Genomic DNA, 19,544 nt, shown 5'->3' with positions numbered 1-19,544 from the left:
TTCCGGCGCGCCCCGCCGACCGGGGCGCGCCCGTGCGGCATCCGTCAGTGGCCGAGTGTGGCGCGCAGCGACGGCTGGAGCAGGTCGCCGTGGGCCCGGACCATGTCGTCGCACAGGTCCCAGATGCGCTCCACGGGCAGGGCGGCGGCCGTCGCCGGGTCGGCCATGGCCGCCTGGCGGATCGAGCGCGGGTCGTCCTCCAGCGCGGCCCGCACGACCAGGTCGTTCATGCTCAGGTAGGAGCGGTTGAGCGCGGCGCACTGGGCGGGCAGCGCGCCGACCCGGGTCGGCTGCACCCCCAGCGCGTCCACCAGGCACGGCACCTCCACGGTGCCGCCCGCGGGCAGGTTGTCGATCAGCCCGTGGTTGGGGACGTTGCCGTAGACCGTGCGCGGGGTGCCCGTGGTGATGCTGTGGATGATCTGCGGGGCGTACTCCATGGTGCCCTCGACGGTGAGCGGCTCGCCCTGGGCGAGGGCGTCGCGGGTGTGCTCGTAGGCGGCGATGTTCTCGTCCACGATGTCGAGATAGGCGCCGACGGGGAGGCGCAGCCGCTCGATCTCGTCGGTGTGGTGCAGGTACCAGGGCACGTACTCGGAGGAGTGCTCGCTCGTCTCGGTCGGGTAGTAGCCCAGCCGCCGGTACATGTCGACCCGCACCCGGCGCCGCAGTTCGGGGTCGGACTCGATCAGCGCGTCCAGCCGGGGGTAGAGGTCGGTGCCCCGGTGCTCCAGGCGCAGCACCCACGCCTGGTGGTTGACACCGGCGGCCCGGTAGGTGACCTCCTCGTGCGGGACGCCGAGCAGTTCGGCGAGGTCGTGGACGGTCCAGTACACCGAGTGGCACAGGCCCACCACGCGGGTGAGCCCCGTCGCCCGGGTCAGGTACTGGACATTCATCGCCATGGGGTTGGTGTAGTTGAGCAGCCAGGCGTCCGGGCAGACCTCGGCGATGTCCTCGCCGAGCGACTTGAGCAGCGGGAAGGTGCGCAGCGCCCGGAAGATGCCGCCGATGCCGAGGGTGTCGCCGATCGTCTGGCGCAGCCCGTAGCGGGCCGGGACCTCGAAGTCGGTGCGGGTGGCCTCGCGCATGCCGACCTGGACGATGTTGATGACGAAGTCGGCGTCGGCCAGGGCCGCGCGCCGTTCGGCGTGCGCGGTGATGCGCACGGTCCCGGACGGGGCGAGCCGGTCGGCGATGTAGCGGGCCGCCCCGTGGGCGGTGGCCAGCCGTTCGGCGTCGATGTCGTGCAGGGCGATGTGCGCGCCGCGCAGCTCGGGGAAGGCCAGCAGGTCGGCCAGGAGTCCCTGGGTGAAGACGACGCTGCCCGCGCCGACGAAGGCGACCTTGGGGGTGCCGGAGGGAGCGGAAGGGGGGGTCTGGGTGGTCATCACTGGTTCTTTCCGTTGCGGGTGACGGCGGCCGCGGCCTCGTCCCAGGTGGGCTGGGCCGGCGTACCGCCATGGGCCCTGGTGGACAGTGCGCCGCAGGCCGCGGCGATCTCCAGGGCCTGCGGGAGGGGCAGGCCGCGCAGCAGCGCGGCGACGAATCCGGCGTCGAAGCTGTCCCCGGCGCCGACGGTGTCCAGCGGGTGCACGGGGACGGCGGGAGTGCGCAGCGGGGTGCGGCCGTCGTGGGTGAGGGCGCCGCGCGCCCCGTCCTTGACGGTCACCCGCGGGCCGTGGGCCGCCAGCACGGCGGCGGCCTCCTCCAGGGGCACGTCCTCGGTAGCGCCCGCGGCGACGGCCAGCGCCCGCGCCTCCTGCGCGTTGGGCAGCAGATGGTCGGTGGCGGCGAGGACGTCGGCGAGACGGCCGGCCGCCCAGGTGCCCGCCGGGTCGTCGTTGGTGTCCAGGGAGGTGGTGGCGCCGTGCGCGCGGGCGGTGGCGAACAGCTCCGGGAGCGCGGCGGCCAGGCGGGGCAGCAGGAAGTAGGACGCGGCGTGCACGTGCCGGCTGCCGGTGAGCAGGGCCTCGGGCACGTCCTCGGGCCCGGTCGCCGGGAGCGTGCCGGGCGCGGTGAGGATGGCCCGGTCGCCGTCGGGCCGGGTCAGCACGACGGTGAGCGGGGTGGGCAGGTCCGGGTCGACGCGCAGTGCGGAGGTGTCCACGCCCCGGTCCTGAAGCGCCGCGCGGACGTAGCGGCCCGCGTCGTCGTCGCCGACCCGCCCGGCGAAGGCCACCTTCAGACCGAGCCGCGCGGCCCCGCACGCCATGATCGAGGCGGAGCCGCCGAGGGTCAGTGCCCCGCTGTCGACGAGCCGTTCGCGCTGTCCGAAGGCGAGCGGCGCGTCGAGCGGGCCGACGACGATGTCGGGGTTGGCGTCCCCCAGGACGAGGAGGTCGTGGGCGTACGGCATGCGGGGTTCCTTGCTGTGCGGACGGGGTGCGCCCGGTGGGCGCGGTACGGGCGGTGCGCGGGGTTCATCCCTTGAGGCCGCTCGACGTGATCGACTGGATGAAGGACTTCTGCGCGAGCAGGAAGGCGAGCAGCACGGGGAGCACGGTGATGACGTTGCCCGCCATGACCGCCGACCACTTGGTGTGGTGCTGCCCCTGGAACGTGGTCAGCCCCAGCTGGAGCGTGTACTGCGTGTCGTGGTTGATGGCGATCAGCGGCCAGCTCAGGTCGTTCCAGGTGGTGAGGAAGGTCAGCACCGCCACCGTGCTCAGCGCCGGCCGGGACAGCGGCAGCACGATGCGCCACAGCACCCGCAGCCGGGAGCAGCCGTCCAGCCAGGCCGCCTCCTCCAGTTCCCGGGGCAGGGAGAGGAAGAACTGGCGCAGCAGGAACACCGCGAACGGCGTGACCAGCGACGGCACGATCAGCGCGCCCAGCGTGTCGATGAGCCCGAGCCGCTTCATGACCAGGAAGGTCGGGATCATGGTCAGCTGGAACGGGATCGCCATGGTGGCCAGCATCAGCCCCAGCAGCAGCCGCGACCCGGCGAACCGCATCCGGGCGAACGCGTACCCGGCCAGCGCGCCCAGCACCAGATTGGACGCCACCGCGACCAGCGACACGATCAGCGAGTTGAGGAACCAGCGCGGGAACATGGCGTTGCCCAGCACGTACCGGTAGCCGCCGAGGTCGATGCGCGAGGGCCACAGCGCGGGCGGGAACCGGTTGATCTGCGCGTCGCTCATGAAGGAGCTGAGCACCAGCCAGATCAGCGGCACGGCGAACACCAGGGCGAGCGGGGCCAGGAGCAGATGCCAGGGGCTGAACGGCCGGCGCCTGCGGGGCCGTCCGGGACCGCCGTCCGTGCCGTCGCCGGCTCCGGCGGCGGAGGACAGGGCCGTGGGGGAGGGGGAGGTGACCGTCATCGTGCGGCTCCTTCGAGACCGGTGCCGCCGGTACGGGCCTGGCGGCCGGTGTCCTTGAGGCGGGCGGGCCCGCGGTGCGTCCGGCGGCGCACGGCGCGGCTCACCCGCGGTACGGCCGCCAGCACCAGCAGGACCAGGGCGAGGGCGTAGGCCGCGGCCGCGCCGTACCCGGCGGTGAAGTTCTTGAACGCCTGCTCCCAGATGAAGTAGACGATGACCGTGGTGGAACCGAGCGGGCCGCCCTTGGTCGTCACGTACACCAGGTCGAAGACCTGGAGCGCGTTGATGGTCTGCCACAGCAGCAGGAAGACCAGGACCGGCGTGAGCGCGGGCAGCGTCACATGGCGCAGGATGTGGCGGCGGCCCGCGCCGTCCAGCCGCGCCGCCTCGACCAGCGAGGGCGGTACGTCCTGGAGCGCGGCGAGCAGGACCACCACGCAGAAGCCGGTGCCGCTCCACAGGGAGATCGCGACGAGCGCGGGCAGCGCCTGCCCGGGATCGGTGAGGAAGCCCTGCGGGGAGACGCCGATCTTGTGCAGCACGGAGTTGGCCGCGCCGAACTCGGGGTCCAGGATGAAGGAGAACAGGACGCCCTGGGCCGTCGCCGAGACCACGAACGGCACGAAGAAGAGGGTGCGGTACAGCGCCACGAAGCGCAGCCGCTGGTTGAGCGCCAGCGCGAGGAACAGTCCGAGGCCGATGCTCAGCGGGACGTACAGCAGCGTGTACAGCAGGGTGTTGCGGACGGCCTGGCTGAAGTGCGGGTCCTGGGCGAGCGCCCGGTAGTTGTCCAGGCCGACCCAGCGGCTGGGGGTGACCAGGTCGTCGGCCTGGAAGGACAGCAGCAGCGACCACGCCACGGGCACCACGCTCAGCCCGAGGATCACCAGCACCGCGGGGGAGACGAAGCCCCAGGCGGTGGCCGTCTCCCGGGCGGCCCGGCGGCGTGCGGAACCGGCGTGCGGCGCGGGGCCGGGCGCCGCGCCGTGCGGATCGCCGTCGCCGTGGCCGGGCGTACGGCTCTTGCGGGGGCCGCGGTCCGCGAGGGTGAGGGGGGAGGGCAGGCGGGGCATGGTGGTCCTCTCAACGCGGGATGAGCAGTGCGGCGTTGGCCTCGCGGGCGCAGTCGCGCAGCGCCTCGGCGGGGGTGCTGCGGCCGATGAGCACCGCGGCGATCGCCTGGCCGAGCGCCTGGGAGACCTGCGGGTAGGCCGGGTGGACGGGGCGTACCCGGGCCGAGGTCAGCGCCTGGGTGAACACCCGCAGCCCCTCGGTCCGCGCCTCCTGCTCGCGCCACGCGGACAGGGCCTGGGTGCTCCGGCTCAGCGGCAGACTGCCGGCCCTGACGTCCCAGCGGACGTCCTGGGCGGGCTGGGTCAGCCAGCTCACGAAGGTGCGGGCGGCGCTGGTCCGGGCGGGGCCGTTGTCGAACACGGTCCAGGTGTCGGGGCCCGAGATGGTCACCGGCCGGCCGCTGTAGCTGGGCAGCGGCACCACATGGTGGTCGATGCCCGCCTGGCGGATGTCCGGCAGCTGCCACGGCCCGGTGACGACCATGCCCATCCGGCCCGAGGCGAAGACCTGGTACATCTGCTCGCTGCCGGGCTTCGGGTCGACGTAGACGCTCCGGTCCCCGGCGAGGGCGGCCACGGTGCCCAGGGCCTTCTCGCCGACGTCCTCGAACCCGATGTGCCGTCCGTCCGGGGCGATGACGTCGCCGCCCAGGTCCCACACCATCGGCCACAGCCGCCACACGGTGTCCTCGTCGCCGACGCCGGGCCAGCCGGTGCCGAAGACCCCGCGCCGCCGGTCGGTGAGGCGGGCCGCGGTGTCCGTGAACTGCTCCCAGGTCCAGCCGGGGCGCGGCAGCGGCAGACCGGCGTCGCGGAAGAGCTTCTTGTTGCAGACGACGGCGAGGGAGTCGAGCAGGGCGGGCGCGGCCCGTACGTGCCCGTTGAGGGTGACGGCGGTACGGGCCGGTGCCCAGAAGTCGCTCCAGGGCGTCGGCCCGGAGCCGAGCGTCTCGGTGAGGTCCACCACGGACGGGCTGCGGGCGACACTGGCCAGGTCGGAACCGAAGACATAGGCGACGTCCGGGAACGAGCCGGCCGCGAGGGCGGCGGTGATCTTCTGGAGCATGGCGTCGGCCAGCACGCCGCCGCCCGCGTCGACCCGGATGCCGGGGTGGGTGCGGTTGAACTCCGCGACCAGCTTCTCGATCGCCGCGCGGCCGGTGTCCGTCTGGCCGTGCCACAGTTCGACGGTGACCCGGCCGTCCGCGCCGACGCCGTCGGAGGTCCCGGCGGCGCAGCCGGGGAGCGCGGCCGTCGCGGCGGCGCCGAGGGCCAGCGCCGTGCCCCGCCGCAGGAACGTACGGCGTCCGGGGCCGGTGCCCGGCGGACGATGTGCTGCAACCATGTGAGCCCCCAGAGGCCGCGCGACGCGGACGCCACGCGGAGGAACGTTCCGGCACGGCAGGCCGGAGGAAGGTGGGAGTGGGGAGGGGTGGGACGGCGGCGCGGGACACGAGGGTGCCAGGGCGCCGGTGCGGCGAAGGGCGTCCGGTGACAACTGTCGGCATCCGGTGGCGCGGGCAGGTGTCCACGGGCCCGCGCGACGCATCCGGACGCGTTCGCACACGAACGGATGCGCGCGCGGCGGGCGGGCGGTGCCGCCTCAGCAGGTCCTGCGGACGTAGCCGCTGCTCCCGGGAGCCGTGACGTCCAGGTCGCGCAGCACGATGCTGAGCCGGTCGCCGTAGGCGGCGCAGGCCTTCTTCAGGCCCTTGGCCTCGTACTCGATGACGATGACATGGTCGCCGTAGCCGTCGACGTAGTCACCGCACTCGTCCCACCGGCCGCACTCCTCGGCGACGGCGAAGTCGAGGCCGGTGCGCGCCCGGTCGCCGGAGAGCGCGGAGGCGTTCTTCTGGGCGATCGCGAGGCCCTTGGCGTGGGCGTGGTCGGCGAGCAGCCGGACGAACGTCTCCGCGTTGTCCCGGCTGATCAGCTTCGTGCGGTCGAAGGTGTCGAGGTTGTCGGGCTCGACCGCCTGGAAGCCCTTGGCCGCGCACGAGTCGACCCAGGAGCCGACCTTGGCCGCGATCTGCTTGCGCTTGGCGTCGGTGCGGATGTCGAGCATGGCCTCCCCCCAGTTCTTGTCGTACACGACCTTGCCGGAGGCGTCGCGCAGCAGCAGGTCGCCCCACTCGGCCTCGGCGCCGGGCTGGGCCTGGAAGGCGTTGACGTAGCAGATGTTGTAGAGGCCGGGCGCGGGGGACGCCTGGTGGTCGCGGGTCACCACCTTGACCCCGGCGGGCGGGGCGTAGGCCGTGCCGATCTGGTAGTCGAAGCCGGCGTGCGCCGGGGGAGGGGTCACATTCTGGACGGCCGCGCTGGCCGAGGCGCAGGCGGTGAGGGGACAGACGACGGCTGCCGCCACGGTCGCCGCGGCGGCGGCTCGCCGACGGGACCCGGTCCTAGAGAAGAGGGACATCCTGGAGCTCCAGAAGATGCGAGGGTACGTCCCCGCCTCGGACCTCGCGTCCCGGTGGACGGATCCTGGCGACTTTGTCCGGACTTGCGGTGAGCGCACCGCGCTACCGGCTGGGCGTACCTCTGACGCCGGGTGCTCAACTCCAGCGTTGGAAGGAGTAAAGCGAGCAATTTTCGTCATGTCAACAGATCGGAGCTGCGCATCTTGCCGCCCGCGATGCGCGGTCTATGCTCACTTCATGCTGAGAACTGAGCGTCATGCGCGCATACTTGAGCATGTCTCCGCGCGTGGTGCCGTCGACGTCACCGAGTTGTCCCGATTGCTGGACGTCTCCGGCGCCACCGTCCGGCGTGACCTGCAACATCTGAGCCGGCTGAACCTGCTGCGCCGCACGCACGGCGGGGCGATGGCGGGCGGCACGGGTCCCGAACTCCCGGTGCGCCACCGCACCGAGCACCGCCGGGCGGAGAAGCAGGCCATCGCACGGGCCGCCGCCGAGCTGGTCCCCGAGGGCGCGGTCGTCGGCATGACCGGCGGCACCACCGTCACCGAGATCGCCCGGGTGCTGGCCGCCCGGGGCGCCGTCACCATCGTCACCAACGCGGTCAACATCGCCGCCGAGCTGGTGCCGCACCACGACGTCACCCTCGTCGTCGTCGGCGGCTACGCCCGCACCGAGAGCTACGAGCTGGTCGGGCCCATCGCCGAGAAGACCCTCGCCGACCACCACACCGACATCACCTTCCTGGGCGTGGACGGGATCAGCGCCACCCACGGCTGCACCACCCACGACCAACTGGAGGCGGCGACGGACCGCGCCTTCGCCGCCAGCGGCGACCGGACCGTGGTGGTCGCCGACCACACCAAGATCGGCCGGGCCACCTTCGCCCGGATCTGTTCCCTGACGGACATCGACCACCTGGTCACCGACCGGTCGGCGCCCGCCGACGCGCTCGCCCGGATCGACGCCACCGGCGTGGCGGTCACCGTGGTGTGAGACGTCCGGCCGGGTAGGAGGGCCGCGCAGTGGGCAGGAGGATCCGAGGACGGGGCGGCCCGTCCTCGGATCCTCCTGCCCGTACGGGGCGCAGGGACTACGGGAAGGCGGGACCATGACGTCGGAGCAGACCCCCCGGGGCGCGGTGCAGGCGGTCGTCGTCCACGACGGACGCCTGCTGCTGGTGGACGAGCGGGGCGGCTGGCGGCTGCCCTCGGGCACCCCGGAGCCGGCCGAGACGTCGCGGGCCACCGCCGCCCGGGTCGTCCACGAGACCACTGGCTATCTGGTCGACGGCTCCTCGGAGCTGGGTCCGCAGGACGCCGGCGAGGGCGAGGCGGCGCCCGAGGCCGTGGTGTGCCAGTTGCTGACCGCGGACCCCTCGTCCGGGGCGCGGCTCGCGCCGGAGCAGATCCGCTGGGTGCCGGTGGCGGAGGCGGCGCGGGGCGCGCTCCCCGGCGCGGTACGGGACTATCTGGCGGGCCACACGCCCGTATGACGGGCGGCGCGGGGCCGTGGCCCGGGTGCGGCGGCCGTCCGGCCGGACCGCGGGAGCGGGCGGCGGCCGGGCGTCTCAGCCCTCCGGGCCCTCCGAGTCCACTGTCCCTTCCGGACGCGCCGCGGGCGCCGAGGCGAGGAATCGCTCCCGGTCGACGAGGACCCGGTCGATCTCACCGTCCGCCACGAGGTCCCCGGCACCGTCCACGGCGCTGACCCGGAAGGTGAGCCGCCGCCCCTCGGCGGCGGGCGCCCCGGCGGTCACCTCCACCCGGCCGCCCACCCGCGTGGCCCGCAGATGCCGCACCCGGATCTCCGTGCCCACGGTCGTCCGCCCCGGTCCGGTGAACGGCGCGGCGGCCCGCACCGTCGCCGCCTCCAGCCAGGCGATCAGCCGCGGAGTGGCGAGCACGGGCACATCACCGCTGCCCAGGGATACCGCCGTGTCGGCGTCGGTCACCTCATGTCGCATCCCCTCACATTAGGGCCTGTCCCTGCGTGCGCCCACCCGGGACGGGTCCGGGCGGCGCGTCAACCTCCGGCAGGATCCGGCGAGTTCGGGTCCCGGGTATTCCCAAAACTCTTACCGGCCAGTAAGAACCGTGGGTAACCCCACTCTGCCAGGAGGCCTCATGAGACGCACCAGGCGCAGACTCCGGTGGACCCTCGCCGCCGTCGCGACCGCCGCACTGCTCGGCACGGCGCCGAACGCCGTCCCCGCCGTCGCGGCCGACACGGGCACCACCCAGCAGCAGGCGGCAGCCGTCACCGCACTCCCGCCCGAACTGGAGGCGGTCCGGGCGGCGGAGGCCACCGCGCTCTACGGCGACCCCGCCGAACGCCCGCCCGCCGCCCGCAAGACCTCACTGATCTCCCTCGGCGACAGCGAGATCTCCGGCGAGGGCGTCGGCACCTACGAACCACCCACCAACGGCCCCGACAACTGGTGCCACCGCTCACCCGACGCCGCCGTCCACCGCACCGGCATCCCCGCCGACGTCACCTTCAACGCGGCCTGTTCCGGCGCCTACACGGGCAACATCAAGATCGGCGGCAGCAAGCAGTACGCCGACGAACTCGTGCAGAGCGACAACCTGGCGGTCAAGGCGCGCACCACCCGGGTCAAGATGGTGCTCCTCGTGGCCGGGGCCAACGACGACCTCCAGTTCGGCCCCGTCATGACCGACTGCGTCGAGCGCTATCTGCTCTCCCAGGGCCCCTGCGAGCCCAAGTACGCGCCGTCCTGGCAGTCCCGCGTCGACGCCCTGGTCCCCAAGGTCGAGCAGACCGTGCGCGACCTGAAGTCGGTGATGCGCGACGCCGGTTACGCCGACGGCGACTACAAGCTGGTCGTGATGAGCTACCCGAGCCCCATCGGCCCGGACTTCCGCGACAACCCCGCCTTCCCCGGCAAGCTCGCCTGCGGCGGCCTCGGCTACGACTCCGACACCGCCTGGGGCCGCAACGTCGCCGTGCCCGCCTTCGAACGCGGCATCCGCAGGGCGGCCACGGACACCGGCGCGCTCTACCTGGACGCCTCGCGCCTCTTCCACGGCCACGAGGTGTGCACGGAGAACACCTGGGCCCGCGGTCTCTACATCGACCTGTCCAAGCCCGGCCTGCCGGACGCCAACTCGGTGCGGCAGTCCTTCCACCCCAACGCGCGCGGCCACGCCGCCTTCGCCTCCTGCCTCACCCGGTTCTACGACTCCGGGCTGCGCGAGGCGTCCTGCGCCGACGTCGACTCCGCAGGCACGCCCGCCCTCTACCCGTACGCCTGGGACGACGTGTACGCGCCGGTGAAGAACCGGGGAACCGGCGGCTGCATGGACGTCTCCGCCTCCCAGAGCGCGAACGGGACCGCGGTGCTCGGCTGGGACTGCGCCGGGACCCGCAACCAGGACTGGTGGTACGACCCCGCGGGCCGGACCTTCCACACCGCGCTCACCCAGGACCGCTGCCTGGACGTCCCCGGCGCCCGGTACCAGGCGGGCGCCGCGCTGATCGTCTGGAACTGCTCGGGCTCCGCCAACCAGAAGTTCGTGCGCGACGGCGACACGATCCGCCCGGCGGCCGCGACCGGCCTGTGCCTGGCCCACGCGGCACCCCGTGAGCCGCTGCGCCTTCAGAACTGCGACGGCTCGGCCGAACAGCGCTTCACCGCCTAGACAGCGACCCGCCCCGGACCCGGCACGGTGCCGGGTCCGGGGGCGCGGCGCGGTCCGGTCCCGCGCGTCGACCGGATCGCGCCGGTCCCGGCGGCAGGACGGCCGCGGTGGTGGCATCATCGGGCCCGAGCCGTCGACGAGCGGAAGGGGCCCGGCACCATGCCCGCGAGGACCGTACTGATCACCGGAGCGTCGCGCGGGATCGGGCTCGCCACCGGCCGCCGCCTCGCCGGGCAGGGGCACCGGGTGCTCGGGATCGCCCGGTCCGCGGGCGCGGGCGGCTTCCCCGGCGCGCTGTACCGCTGCGACCTCGCCGACGAGGAGGAGACCGCGCGGGTGCTGGAGACCGTCACCGCCGAGCATCCGGTGGACGCCGTCGTGAACAACGTCGGCGTCGCGCTGCCCGAACCGCTGGGTGAGGTCCGGCTCGACACGCTGCGCACCGTCCTCGACCTGAACGTCCGCACCGCCGTGCAGGTCACCCAGGCGTGCGTCGAGGGCATGCGGCGGCGCGGCTGGGGCCGCGTCGTCAACGTGACCAGCCGCTCGGTGCTCGGCGCGCGCCACCGCAGCGGCTACACGGCGGCCAAGAGCGCGCTGGACGGCCTGACCCGCACCTGGGCGCTGGAGCTGGCCGCCGACGGGATCACCGTGAACTCCGTCGCCCCGGGACCGGTGGAGACGGATCTGTTCCGCGCCTCGCACCCGGCCGGGAGCGAGGAGGAGGAACGGGTGCTGCGCTCCGTGCCCGCGGGCCGCCTCGGCCGCCCCGACGAGGTCGCCGCGGCCGTCGCGTTCCTGCTCGGCGAGGACGCGGGCTACATCACCGGCCAGACGCTGGGCGTGGACGGGGGCGGCAGCATCGCGGGTCGCTGACCCGCGCGCCGTACCGCCGCCGGGCGCGGCGCGGCCCCGGGGGCCGGGGCAGGGACGGCCGCGTCCCTCAGACCGCGGAGCGCGAACCGGCCGGACGGCGCCGCAGCGCGGGGCTCGTCAGCGCCGGCGGGGCCCAGACACCGTCCGGCGGGTAGAGGTCGGTCCCGGGCGGCACGATCGCGTCGATCCGGTCGAGCGCGGCGTCGTCCAGGACCACGGACCGGCCCTTCAGGGTGGCGCGCAACTGCTCCATGGTGCGCGGGCCGATGATCACGGACGTGACCGCGGGATGCGCCAGTGGGAAGGCCACGGCCAGTTCCGGCAGCGTGCAGCCCATCTCCTCAGCCAGGGCCACCAGTTGCTCGACCGCCTCCAGCTTGGCGAGGGTGGTCGGCGCCGACGGGTCGAAGCGGCCCGGGTGCAGGGCGGGGCGTCCCGTGCTCAGATCGGTGTCCCGGCCCTTGCGGTGGCGGCCGGTCAGGAACCCCGACGCCAGCGGGCTCCAGGTCAGCACGCCCATGCCCAGACGCTCGGTCACCGGCAGCACATGCCGTTCGACGCCCCGGGCCAGCAGCGAGTACGGCGGCTGCTCGGTCCTGAACCGGTGCAGACCGCGCCGTTCGGCCACATGGTGCGCCTCGACGATCTGCTCCGCGGGGAACGTGGAGCAGCCGAACGCCCGTATCCTGCCCTGGCGCACGAGATCGGTGAGGACGGAGAGGGTCTCCTCGACGTCGGTGCGGTGGTCGGGCCGGTGCACCTGGTAGAGGTCGATCCAGTCGGTGCCCAGGCGCCGCAGACTGTCCTCGACCGCGCGGACGATCCAGCGCCGGGAGTTCCCGCCGCTGTGGGGGCCGTCCCCCATCGGGAAGTGCACCTTGGTGGCGAGCACCACGTCGTCGCGCCGTCCCTTCAGCGCCTTGCCGACGATGATCTCCGACTCCCCGGCCGAGTACATGTCGGCGGTGTCGACGAAGTCGATGCCCTCGTCGAGCGCGGCATGGATGATCCGGGCGCAGTCGTCGTGGTCGGCGTTGCCCACGGAGCCGAACATCATGGTGCCGAGGCAGTAGGGGCTGACCTCGATGCCGGTACCGCCCAGAACGCGGTGGTGCATGTGTGTCTCCTCGCGAGCCGTCCTCAGATGTCGGCGCGACCCTACGAGTTGGAGTCCGCTCCAGGGCAAGCGTCGTCGTCCGGCCGCGCTCGCGGGGCCGCCCGGAACAGATCACCACCGGCCGGTGTTCATACCGGTGTTCGACCGCACCGCCCGGTGCGGCCGGGCAGGATCCGAACGGAAGAGGGAAGCACATGTTCCACCGCGTACTCGTCGCCGTCGACTCGAGCCCCGCCCGCCACTCGGCCGTACGACTGGCAGGTGACATGGCGCGGCTGACCGGCGCCCGGGTCGGCGTGCTGCACGTCGCGCCCACCGCGGCGACGCTCGCCGTCGTCGTCCCGCTGGAGGGCGACGCGGAGGCCGAGGCCCTCGTCGACGAGGCCGTCACCGCGCTGCGCGATGCGGGTGTCGAGGCCGAGGGCACCGTCGCGAGCGGCCTCACCACCGAGATCGCCACCACCATCTCCGCCGCCGCCGAGGACTTCGGCGCCGACCTGGTGGTCCTCAGCCCGCACCACCGGGGCTTCCTCGAAGGCATCTTCAGCCCCCGGGTCAGCGACGCCGTCGCGCACACCGGCCGCACAGCCGTCCTGCTGGCCCCGGAGGAGGGCCCCGGCACCGGAGCCTGAGGTCCACGCCGTGGCGGCGGCCGTACCCGTACATGCTCCGGATGCCCGGAGCGCGGCCCCTTCGCCGCCGCCCCGGCCGGGCGCGGCGGGGAGGACGGCCACCGTCACGCGGGACGTTCGGGTCCGCCTCGGTTCCGGCGGCCGGGGAGCCCCGTGCGGGAGGCCGTGCCCGACGCTCAGGAGCGTACGGCGGGCAGTTTCCCCTCCACGCGGGGCGCCAGCTTGTCGAGGCCGTCGCAGAGGTCCTGCTGGGTGGGCCTGACGTCGGAGACGCCGAGGAACTCGGAGAGCCGGACGACGGCGGCCGAGGAGCCGTCGATCGAGAACAGCAGCTCGCACCGGACGTCGTTCCCCGGCGTCGTGTTCCGCCAGATCCGCCGGCCGCCGATGGCGGAGCGCTCGGTGATCCGCTCCCCGGAGGCGGTGCGCAGCGTGCGCAGTTCCGCGTCGGCGGACCGCGGCAGCAGCGTCAGCGTCAGCGCGGTGCTCGCGCCCTCGAAGAACGCCGAACCCTCCCAGAGGCAGCCGGGCGGGTCGCTCACGGGCCGGGCGTCGTGCAGTGCGTACTCCGAGAGTTCGTCCCCGGTGAAGAAGTCGCACGGTGTGATCGATCCGACATCGGCGGGCCGTGCCGCGGGCGGCGCCGAACCGGAGCCACCGGAGGGTCCCGACGAACACCCGGTGACGGCGCCGAAGCACATGATCACCGGCGCGACGGCACAGACCAGCAGCGGGCTCCGACCCCTCATCACCACTCCTCGGCGCCTCCCGCGTCCGCGCCCGGGAGCGGGTCCCCCGCCGCCGGGAGGCGCGTCCACCGTAGCGAACACACGCATGCCGCAGAAGGGCGCGCATCATGTTCCCGGGGCCGGGGCCGGGGCCGGGAGCCCCCGGACCCCGCCGCCCGCCGGGCCCGCCGCCCCGGGCGCCGCGCTCGCGGACCGGACCCGCGCGCCATATTGTTGAATCTGGAAACATCAAGGATGTGGGAGGCCCGATGAGCAACGCCGAGACAAGACCCGTGGAGACGCGGTGCGGCGCGGCGGACGGCGACGGAAGCGGCCCCCGGCCGCCGGTCGAGGTGCTCACCCCGCGTGACGTGCCGCTCGGCGGCCCCCGGGCGATGACCGTGCGGCGCACGCTGCCGCAGCGCTCCCGGACCATGATCGGCGCCTGGTGCTTCGCCGACCACTACGGCCCCGACGACGTCTCCCGCACCGGCGGCATGGACGTGGCCCCGCACCCCCACACCGGGCTCCAGACGGTCAGCTGGCTGTTCAGCGGCGAGATCGAGCACCGCGACAGCCTCGGCAGCCACGCGTACGTACGGCCCGGCGAGCTGAACCTCATGACCGGCGGGCACGGCATCAGCCACTCGGAGGTCTCCACCGCGCGGACCACCGTCCTGCACGGCGTCCAGCTGTGGGTGGCGCTGCCCGCGGAGCACCGGGACACCGCCCGCGACTTCCAGCACCACATCCCCGCGCCGGTCGCTGTCGGCGGCGCCGAGATCCGTGTCTTCCTGGGCGCGCTGGCCGGGACCGCCTCCCCGGTGCGGACCTTCACGCCCCTGCTCGGCGCCGAGATCGTCCTTGCGCCGGGCGCCTCGCTGACCCTGCCCGTGGACCCCCGCTTCGAGCACGGGCTCCTGGTGGACCGGGGCACCGTCCGGCTGGGCGGCACGGGGCTGCGCCCGGCGGAACTGGCGTACGTCCACCCGGGCCGGGACACCCTGGACCTCGTCAACGGCTCGGACGGCCCCGCCCGCCTCGTCCTGCTCGGCGGCACGCCGTTCGAGGAGGAGATCGTCATGTGGTGGAACTTCGTCAGACGGTCACACGATGAGATCGTACAGGCTCGCGAGGACTGGATGAAGGGCACCCGTTTCGGCGAGGTGCAGGGCTACGAAGGGTCCCCCCTGCCCGCACCGGAGCTGCCGAACGCCCCTCTGAAACCACGAGGAAGCAAGCGCTGAACTGCGAGAACAGGGACCGAATGCCAAGATGCCGTGAGTGCTCCTGCACCTGCCGGGCAACGCGGGAGGCCCACGGCGTCTGCGTCCGGTGCCAGCTGCATGGGCACCTCCGAAGCCGTCGCGAGTTGCAGGGTAGGGGAATCTGAGGGGAGCTCGGCTGTACCGGTGCTGACCTTTTGCTGACTTCCTTGACGGGGCATCAGATGTGCGAGGGAGAGGTGGCGAGCGGGCCGGGCCCGGGTCGGAAGGCGCGCGAGGTGCCGGGGGGAGAGGGCGTCCAGCCACAGGCGCCCGCCGGCCCGTTCGCACGCCTCGCCCTGCTCACCGGCGTGCGCGGCAGCAAGCCGACGGTCGTCCGCGACGGTCCGTAGGGGGTGCCTGCCGCGTGCGGAGAGACAGGAGAGACAGGAGAGACAGGAAGGACACGTCGGGACCAGGCGCGCCCTCCCGCCCGCGGGGCAGGAGTCGGACCTCCTCGCAGCGTCTGGATCAAGGGCACCGCCTTGGGACGAGGTGTCCTCGCGTCTGCGGGAGCCCCGCCTCGCCTCCCCAGACGCGACCCGCGGCTGCGGCCCGTGCTCAGGAGGAGAGGCCGCGTGCCGTGTCGCTGCCTCGCATCACCCGGGAGAGCCCGAGGGCGGCCGTGCGCACCGCGGGCGCCAACTGGGCGGGGCGGAACCGGGCGCGTGGCACGGCCACGGACAGCGCCGCCACCGCCGTGGGGCCGTCGAAGACGGGTGAGGCGATGCAGCTCACGCCCAGGGCCGCCTCCTGTTCCTCGTAGGCGAGCCCGGACACCTGAATCTGCTCGATGACGGTGCGCAGTCGTGCCGGATCGGTGATCGAGTGGGGACTCAGCCGGGGCAGCGGCTGTGACAGCACCTCCTCGGTCAGCGCGCCGTCGGAGAACGCCAGCAGGGCTTTGCCGACTCCCGTGCAGGTCAGCGGCAGCCGGCCCCCGATGCGCGACGGCAGGGCCAGGGCCTGATGGCCGTGGATCCGTTCGACGTAGACCACTTCGAAGCCCTCACGCACGCCCAGGTGCACGGTTTCGTGCGTCGCCTCGAAGAGGTCCTGGAGGAAGGGGAGCGCGGCCTCCCGCAGATCCTGCCGGCGCGGCACCAGGGAACCCAGCTCGAACAGTTTGCCGCCGAGCCGGTACGTCTCACCCACGCGGTCGAGCAGGCCGAGGCGCACCAGGTCGGCGCACAGGCGGAACGTGGTCGTCTTGGCCAGCCCCGTACGCGCGGCGATTTCTGTCAGACGGAACGCTCCGCCGTCCGGGCGGTAGCAGTCCAGGACGGCTGCCGCCTTGTCGAGCATGTTTCCCGACGCGCTGTTCCGTGTCATGGAACATATTTTGCCGCGCCCTGGACCGTACGCCTATACCTGTCGTGCGGTCGAAGACCGGCCACGCCCGGCCGTCCCGCCACACCCCATCCCTGCCGGAGGTAACGCGCATGTCCGTCCCACACCGCAGTGCCACGTCCGACGGGAGGCGGCCGTGAGTGCCCCCGGGCCCGCCGACGCCGTGAACGAGGCGGCAGCCGTCCTGCGGGAGGCCGCGCGCACCGGCGTGCCGTGCCCCCCGGTGCGCACACTTCTGCCCGAGGGGGACCTCGCGGCCGCATACGCCGTACAGCGCATGTACGTCGAGCGTTCGATCGCCGAGGGCCGCCGGCTGGTGGGCCGCAAGATCGGCCTGACCTCGCCCGCCGTGCAGCGCCAACTGGGAGTCGGGCAACCCGACTTCGGTGCCCTGTTCGCCGACATGGCCGTGCCCGAGGGCCTGCCGATCGCCCCGGGGCGGCTGTTGCAGCCCAAGGTGGAGGCCGAGGTCGCCCTCGTGCTGGGCGAGGACCTGCCGCACGACGACCCGACCGTCGCCGATCTGCTGCGCGCCACGGCCTTCGCCCTGCCCGCACTCGAAATCGTCGACAGCCGTATCGCCGGCTGGGACATCGGCATCGTCGACACCGTCGCGGACAACGCCTCCTGCGGCCTGTACGTACTCGGCGGCACCCCCGTGCCCCTGGACCGGGTCGACCTGCGCGACGTGGCGATGAACCTCACGAAGAACGGCGAGACCGTCTCGCAGGGCACCGGCCGCGACTGCCTGGGCAGCCCGCTCACCGCGGCGCTCTGGCTCGCCTCCGCCCTCGCCGGGCTGGGCGATCCGCTGAAGGCCGGGGACCTCGTCCTGACCGGCGCGCTCGGCCCCATGGCCGTCGCGGCCGAGGGCGACGAGTTCACCGCCCGCATCCAAGGGCTGGGCACGGTCTCGGCCGCGTTCGCGTCCGCCACCCCGCAAGGAGCGCAAGCATGACCACGAAGGTCGCCGTCATCGGGTCCGGAAACATCGGAACCGACCTGATGATCAAGGTGCTGCGGCTCTCCGAGACACTGGAGATCGCCGCCATGGCGGGCATCGACCCCGCCTCCGACGGGCTGGCCCGGGCCGGCCGCCTCAAGGTGGCCACCACCCACCGAGGCGTCGACGGCCTGGTGGAGCTGGACGAGTTCGCGGACGTGTCGATCGTCTTCGACGCCACATCGGCGGGCGCGCACCGCCGCCACGACGAGGTGCTGCGCGCACTGGGACGTACGGTCGTCGACCTCACCCCGGCCGCCCTCGGACCGTACGTCGTGCCCCCCGTCAACGGGGACACACACCTGGACGCCGCCAACGTCAACATGGTCACCTGCGGCGGCCAGGCCACGATCCCGGTCGTCGCGGCGGTGGCCTCCGTGACACCGGTGCACTACGGGGAGATCGTCGCCTCGATCTCCTCGCGTTCGGCCGGTCCCGGGACGCGGGCGAACATCGACGAGTTCACCGAGACCACGTCGTCGGCCATCGAGCAGGTGGGCGGTGCCGCGCGCGGCAAGGCGATCATCGTCCTCAACCCGGCCGAACCTCCGCTCATCATGCGGGACACGGTGCACTGCCTGGTCGGCGACTGCGACGACGCCGCTGTCACCGCCTCGGTGGAGGAGATGGTGGCCCGGGTGCAGACCTACGTGCCCGGCTACCGCCTCAAGCAGAAGGTGCAGTTCGACCGGGTCGCCGACGACGACCCGCTGCGCTCGCTCCTCCCGCCCGACTCCCGGCCAGGGGACGGCGCGAAGGTGTCGGTGTTCCTGGAAGTCGAAGGCGCCGCACACTACCTGCCCGCCTACGCCGGAAACCTCGACATCATGACATCGGCCGCACTGCGCACCGCCGAACGCATGGCCGCACACCGTGCCACGGAGGTGGCCTCGCGATGACTTCTCTCTACGTTCAGGACGTGACCCTGCGCGACGGTATGCACGCCGTCCGCCACCGGTACACCGTGGACCAGGCCCGCACCATAGCCGCGGCGCTCGACGCCGCCGGGGTCGCCGCGATCGAGATCGCGCACGGCGACGGTCTCTCCGGCTCCAGCATCACCTACGGCGTGGGAGCCCACACGGACTGGGAATGGATCGAGGCGGTCTGCGACAGCGTCCGGCACGCCGTCCCCACCACCCTGCTGCTGCCCGGCATCGGGACCCTCCACGACCTGAGGCAGGCCCACGCCCTCGGCATCCGGTCCGTCCGGGTCGCCACCCACTGCACCGAGGCCGACATCTCCGCCCAGCACATCGCGGCCGCCCGGGAGCTGGGCATGGACGTGGCCGGGTTTCTGATGATGTCCCACCTGGCCGAGCCGGCCGAGCTGGCCCGCCAGGCCAGGCTGATGGAGTCCTACGGCGCCCAGTGCGTCTACGTGACGGACTCCGGAGGGCGGCTCACCATGGACGGCGTACGCGACCGCGTCCGCGCCTACCGGGACGTCCTCGACCCGGCCACCGGACTGGGTATCCACGCCCACCACAACCTCGGCCTGGGGGTGGCCAATTCCGTCGTGGCCGTCGAGAACGGCGTCACCCGCGTCGACGCCTCCCTCGCCGGGCAGGGCGCCGGCGCGGGGAACTGCCCGCTGGAGGCGTTCGTCGCGGTCGCCGACCTCATGGGCTGGGAGCACGGCTGCGCCCTGTTCCCCTTGATGGACGCCGCCGACGACGTGGTACGCCCCCTCCAGGACCGCGAGGTGCGCGTCGACCGGGAGACCCTCACGCTCGGCTACGCGGGCGTCTACTCCAGCTTCCTGCGCCACGCCGAGGCCGCCGCCCGCCGGTACGGGCTCGACACCCGCGAGATCCTCGTGGAAGTGGGACGGCGCAAGATGGTCGGCGGCCAGGAGGACATGATCACCGACATCGCGTTGGACCTGACGGCGGCCGACGCCTCCGCGTGAGGCACGGGGCGGGCCCGGTCGTTCCCAGACGTGGCGACCGGGCCCGCCGTCGCTCGGCTCCGAGCCGGACGCCCGCGGCCGGCCGAGCCGCCGGGCCGCCGGGCCGCGACGCCGTACGCGTACCGATGGACGCCGTACGCAGTACCGATGAAGGAAGAAGGGGCGGAGAACACTCCG

At 73.3% G+C, this 19,544-nt stretch carries 19 protein-coding genes; 9 read left to right on the top strand and 10 right to left on the bottom strand.

Annotation, left to right across the window (positions count from 1 at the left end; all coding sequences use genetic code 11):
* Positions 1-44: 44 nt before the first annotated feature.
* The 6 genes from B086_RS0128145 to B086_RS0128120 all read right to left on the bottom strand — a co-directional run bounded on the left by B086_RS0128145 (position 45) and on the right by B086_RS0128120 (position 6,821).
* Positions 45-1,391: an alpha-glucosidase/alpha-galactosidase gene (locus B086_RS0128145; RefSeq protein WP_018569776.1), complete on the bottom strand. Its 1,347-nt coding sequence runs from the start codon at positions 1,389-1,391 to the stop codon at positions 45-47.
* A complete protein-coding gene (locus tag B086_RS0128140; RefSeq protein ID WP_018569775.1) occupies positions 1,391-2,359 on the bottom strand; it encodes a carbohydrate kinase family protein in 969 nt (322 codons plus the stop codon). Before B086_RS0128140 ends, B086_RS0128145 begins: the two co-directional genes overlap by 1 nt.
* A gap of 64 nt (positions 2,360-2,423) precedes the next feature.
* Positions 2,424-3,326 carry a carbohydrate ABC transporter permease gene (locus B086_RS0128135; RefSeq protein WP_018569774.1) on the bottom strand — a complete coding sequence of 301 codons (903 nt, stop codon included), beginning with the start codon at positions 3,324-3,326 and terminating at the stop codon, positions 2,424-2,426.
* The gene (locus tag B086_RS0128130) at positions 3,323-4,399 is read right to left on the bottom strand and encodes a carbohydrate ABC transporter permease (protein ID WP_018569773.1); all 1,077 of its coding nucleotides are present in this window, start codon (positions 4,397-4,399) and stop codon (positions 3,323-3,325) included. Before B086_RS0128130 ends, B086_RS0128135 begins: the two co-directional genes overlap by 4 nt.
* A gap of 10 nt (positions 4,400-4,409) precedes the next feature.
* Positions 4,410-5,744, bottom strand: a complete 1,335-nt coding sequence (locus tag B086_RS0128125) for an ABC transporter substrate-binding protein (protein ID WP_018569772.1) — start codon at positions 5,742-5,744, stop codon at positions 4,410-4,412.
* Positions 5,745-6,002: 258 nt separating this feature from the next.
* On the bottom strand, positions 6,003-6,821 hold the full coding sequence (locus B086_RS0128120) for an endo alpha-1,4 polygalactosaminidase (RefSeq protein ID WP_026252844.1): 819 nt from the start codon (positions 6,819-6,821) through the stop codon (positions 6,003-6,005).
* Between the two features lie 238 nt (positions 6,822-7,059).
* Here B086_RS0128120 and B086_RS0128115 point away from each other — a divergent pair, with 238 nt between their 5' ends.
* Together B086_RS0128115 and B086_RS0128110 are read left to right on the top strand one after the other, a co-directional pair.
* Positions 7,060-7,818 (top strand): DeoR/GlpR family DNA-binding transcription regulator, encoded by a 759-nt coding sequence (locus B086_RS0128115; protein ID WP_026252843.1) that lies wholly within the window; start codon positions 7,060-7,062, stop codon positions 7,816-7,818.
* Between the two features lie 115 nt (positions 7,819-7,933).
* Positions 7,934-8,317: an NUDIX hydrolase gene (locus B086_RS0128110; protein WP_018569769.1), complete on the top strand. Its 384-nt coding sequence runs from the start codon at positions 7,934-7,936 to the stop codon at positions 8,315-8,317.
* A 75-nt stretch (positions 8,318-8,392) separates the two neighbouring features.
* Here the strand turns inward: B086_RS0128110 and B086_RS0128105 are convergent, their stop codons facing one another.
* Complete coding sequence (locus tag B086_RS0128105) at positions 8,393-8,788, bottom strand: thioesterase family protein (protein ID WP_026252842.1); 396 nt, start codon at positions 8,786-8,788, stop codon at positions 8,393-8,395.
* Between the two features lie 160 nt (positions 8,789-8,948).
* On the opposite strand from B086_RS0128105, the gene B086_RS0128100 reads away from it, so the two are divergent.
* On the top strand, positions 8,949-10,484 hold the full coding sequence (locus B086_RS0128100; RefSeq protein WP_018569767.1) for a ricin-type beta-trefoil lectin domain protein: 1,536 nt from the start codon (positions 8,949-8,951) through the stop codon (positions 10,482-10,484).
* Between the two features lie 159 nt (positions 10,485-10,643).
* Entirely contained in the window at positions 10,644-11,360 is a 717-nt protein-coding gene (locus tag B086_RS0128095; protein WP_018569766.1) for an SDR family oxidoreductase, read from the top strand.
* Positions 11,361-11,427: 67 nt separating this feature from the next.
* On the opposite strand, the gene B086_RS0128090 is transcribed toward B086_RS0128095, so the two are convergent.
* Positions 11,428-12,477: an aldo/keto reductase gene (locus tag B086_RS0128090; RefSeq protein WP_018569765.1), complete on the bottom strand. Its 1,050-nt coding sequence runs from the start codon at positions 12,475-12,477 to the stop codon at positions 11,428-11,430.
* 194 nt (positions 12,478-12,671) lie between these two features.
* On the opposite strand from B086_RS0128090, the gene B086_RS0128085 reads away from it, so the two are divergent.
* The gene (locus B086_RS0128085; RefSeq protein ID WP_018569764.1) at positions 12,672-13,109 is read left to right on the top strand and encodes a universal stress protein; all 438 of its coding nucleotides are present in this window, start codon (positions 12,672-12,674) and stop codon (positions 13,107-13,109) included.
* A 176-nt stretch (positions 13,110-13,285) separates the two neighbouring features.
* Here B086_RS0128085 and B086_RS0128080 read toward each other — a convergent pair whose 3' ends face one another.
* A complete protein-coding gene (locus B086_RS0128080; RefSeq protein WP_018569763.1) occupies positions 13,286-13,858 on the bottom strand; it encodes a DUF3558 family protein in 573 nt (190 codons plus the stop codon).
* A gap of 248 nt (positions 13,859-14,106) precedes the next feature.
* Between B086_RS0128080 and B086_RS0128075 the strand changes: the two genes are divergently transcribed.
* Positions 14,107-15,084, top strand: a complete 978-nt coding sequence (locus B086_RS0128075; RefSeq protein ID WP_018569762.1) for a pirin family protein — start codon at positions 14,107-14,109, stop codon at positions 15,082-15,084.
* Positions 15,085-15,663: 579 nt separating this feature from the next.
* Here the strand turns inward: B086_RS0128075 and B086_RS0128065 are convergent.
* Positions 15,664-16,407 (bottom strand): IclR family transcriptional regulator, encoded by a 744-nt coding sequence (locus tag B086_RS0128065; RefSeq protein ID WP_018569760.1) that lies wholly within the window; start codon positions 16,405-16,407, stop codon positions 15,664-15,666.
* 181 nt (positions 16,408-16,588) lie between these two features.
* Between B086_RS0128065 and mhpD the strand changes: the two genes are divergently transcribed.
* From mhpD to dmpG, 3 genes are read left to right on the top strand one after another with little or no spacing between them, the layout of a single operon-like run.
* On the top strand, positions 16,589-17,410 hold the full coding sequence (mhpD, locus tag B086_RS0128060) for a 2-keto-4-pentenoate hydratase (protein ID WP_018569759.1): 822 nt from the start codon (positions 16,589-16,591) through the stop codon (positions 17,408-17,410).
* On the top strand, positions 17,407-18,354 hold the full coding sequence (locus B086_RS0128055) for an acetaldehyde dehydrogenase (acetylating) (RefSeq protein WP_018569758.1): 948 nt from the start codon (positions 17,407-17,409) through the stop codon (positions 18,352-18,354). Before mhpD ends, B086_RS0128055 begins: the two co-directional genes overlap by 4 nt.
* The gene (dmpG, locus tag B086_RS0128050; RefSeq protein ID WP_026252841.1) at positions 18,351-19,367 is read left to right on the top strand and encodes a 4-hydroxy-2-oxovalerate aldolase; all 1,017 of its coding nucleotides are present in this window, start codon (positions 18,351-18,353) and stop codon (positions 19,365-19,367) included. The genes B086_RS0128055 and dmpG overlap by 4 nt, the downstream gene beginning before the upstream one ends.
* Positions 19,368-19,544: the final 177 nt, after the last annotated feature.

The sequence above is a fragment of the Streptomyces sp. PsTaAH-124 genome, from assembly GCF_000373685.1.
Lineage (GTDB): Bacteria > Actinomycetota > Actinomycetes > Streptomycetales > Streptomycetaceae > Streptomyces > Streptomyces andamanensis.
This window is presented reverse-complemented; position numbering and strand designations above follow the sequence as displayed.

What these genes read in the sequence shown, in the direction of transcription:
- B086_RS0128145 (WP_018569776.1), bottom strand. Translation starts at nt 1,391, where the DNA reads ATGACCACCCAGACCCCCCCTTCCGCTCCCTCCGGCACCCCCAAGGTC.
- B086_RS0128140 (WP_018569775.1), bottom strand. Translation starts at nt 2,359, where the DNA reads ATGCCGTACGCCCACGACCTCCTCGTCCTGGGGGACGCCAACCCCGAC.
- B086_RS0128135 (WP_018569774.1), bottom strand. Translation starts at nt 3,326, where the DNA reads ATGACGGTCACCTCCCCCTCCCCCACGGCCCTGTCCTCCGCCGCCGGA.
- B086_RS0128130 (WP_018569773.1), bottom strand. Translation starts at nt 4,399, where the DNA reads ATGCCCCGCCTGCCCTCCCCCCTCACCCTCGCGGACCGCGGCCCCCGC.
- B086_RS0128125 (WP_018569772.1), bottom strand. Translation starts at nt 5,744, where the DNA reads ATGGTTGCAGCACATCGTCCGCCGGGCACCGGCCCCGGACGCCGTACG.
- B086_RS0128120 (WP_026252844.1), bottom strand. Translation starts at nt 6,821, where the DNA reads ATGTCCCTCTTCTCTAGGACCGGGTCCCGTCGGCGAGCCGCCGCCGCG.
- B086_RS0128115 (WP_026252843.1), top strand. Translation starts at nt 7,060, where the DNA reads ATGCTGAGAACTGAGCGTCATGCGCGCATACTTGAGCATGTCTCCGCG.
- B086_RS0128110 (WP_018569769.1), top strand. Translation starts at nt 7,934, where the DNA reads ATGACGTCGGAGCAGACCCCCCGGGGCGCGGTGCAGGCGGTCGTCGTC.
- B086_RS0128105 (WP_026252842.1), bottom strand. Translation starts at nt 8,788, where the DNA reads ATGCGACATGAGGTGACCGACGCCGACACGGCGGTATCCCTGGGCAGC.
- B086_RS0128100 (WP_018569767.1), top strand. Translation starts at nt 8,949, where the DNA reads ATGAGACGCACCAGGCGCAGACTCCGGTGGACCCTCGCCGCCGTCGCG.
- B086_RS0128095 (WP_018569766.1), top strand. Translation starts at nt 10,644, where the DNA reads ATGCCCGCGAGGACCGTACTGATCACCGGAGCGTCGCGCGGGATCGGG.
- B086_RS0128090 (WP_018569765.1), bottom strand. Translation starts at nt 12,477, where the DNA reads ATGCACCACCGCGTTCTGGGCGGTACCGGCATCGAGGTCAGCCCCTAC.
- B086_RS0128085 (WP_018569764.1), top strand. Translation starts at nt 12,672, where the DNA reads ATGTTCCACCGCGTACTCGTCGCCGTCGACTCGAGCCCCGCCCGCCAC.
- B086_RS0128080 (WP_018569763.1), bottom strand. Translation starts at nt 13,858, where the DNA reads ATGAGGGGTCGGAGCCCGCTGCTGGTCTGTGCCGTCGCGCCGGTGATC.
- B086_RS0128075 (WP_018569762.1), top strand. Translation starts at nt 14,107, where the DNA reads ATGAGCAACGCCGAGACAAGACCCGTGGAGACGCGGTGCGGCGCGGCG.
- B086_RS0128065 (WP_018569760.1), bottom strand. Translation starts at nt 16,407, where the DNA reads ATGCTCGACAAGGCGGCAGCCGTCCTGGACTGCTACCGCCCGGACGGC.
- B086_RS0128055 (WP_018569758.1), top strand. Translation starts at nt 17,407, where the DNA reads ATGACCACGAAGGTCGCCGTCATCGGGTCCGGAAACATCGGAACCGAC.
- dmpG (WP_026252841.1), top strand. Translation starts at nt 18,351, where the DNA reads ATGACTTCTCTCTACGTTCAGGACGTGACCCTGCGCGACGGTATGCAC.